The sequence below is a fragment of the Subtercola boreus genome (genome assembly GCF_003399645.1).
Classification (GTDB): domain Bacteria; phylum Actinomycetota; class Actinomycetes; order Actinomycetales; family Microbacteriaceae; genus Subtercola; species Subtercola boreus_A.
Window position 1 is genome coordinate 1 of sequence record NZ_NBXD01000023.1, and the last position, 777, is coordinate 777.

Below are 777 nucleotides of genomic sequence, written 5' to 3' on the forward strand. Positions count from 1 at the left end.
ACAGCAAACGAAGGATTTCATCATGCGCAACTTCACCAAGGTCGCCACCGCGATCGCCGCATCCGGCCTGCTCGCGTTCTCGCTCGCCGCCTGCTCCACCACCTCCAGCACCACCTCCACCCCGGCCGCATCCGCATCCGCATCCGCATCCGCGTCAACGAACGGCACCCCGCTCGCCTCGATCCCCGCGCTCACCGGAGTCGACACCGAAGTCACCGTCGACGCCGGCTTCCTCGCCGCCCTGAAGAGCCTCAGCCTCACCCCCGGCGTGCTCGGCACCGCCACCCTCTCCGACGCCGGCGTGCTCGCATTCCCCATCACCGGCGGCAACGTGAAGTACTTCGACCCCAACGAGTCCTACCGCCCCTACGTCCAGGGCAGCATCAACCACGAAGGCTCCGGCCTCAGCCTCACCGGCGGCGGCATCGAAGTCGACCTCACCAACTTCACCGTCGACCCCGGCACCTCCAAGCTCTACGGAGACGTCGCAGCCAACGGCGCCGAAGTCGCCAAGCAGGCCTTCCTCTTCGACCTCGACGGCTCCACCCTCAAGCCCCTCCAGACCTCCGGTGACACCGCCATCCTCGAAGGCACCACCGTGCACGTCTCCGCAGACGCCGCCGCCCTCCTGAACAAGACCTACGGCACCACCGCCGTCAAGGAAGGCCTCCTCGTCGGCGTCGCAAAAATCACCGTCAACACCAAGTAACACCCCCGCACCACCCACACCACAGCAACCGAAAGCCCCCGACCACACCGGCCGGGGGCTTTCGCCGT

The 777-nt window shown here is 67.2% G+C and carries 1 protein-coding gene; it reads left to right on the forward strand.

Annotation, left to right across the window (positions count from 1 at the left end; all coding sequences use genetic code 11):
• Positions 1-709, forward strand: a 709-nt coding sequence (locus tag B7R24_RS11410; RefSeq protein WP_367302621.1) for a hypothetical protein, incomplete at its 5' end; no start/stop codon positions are given.
• Positions 710-777: the final 68 nt, after the last annotated feature.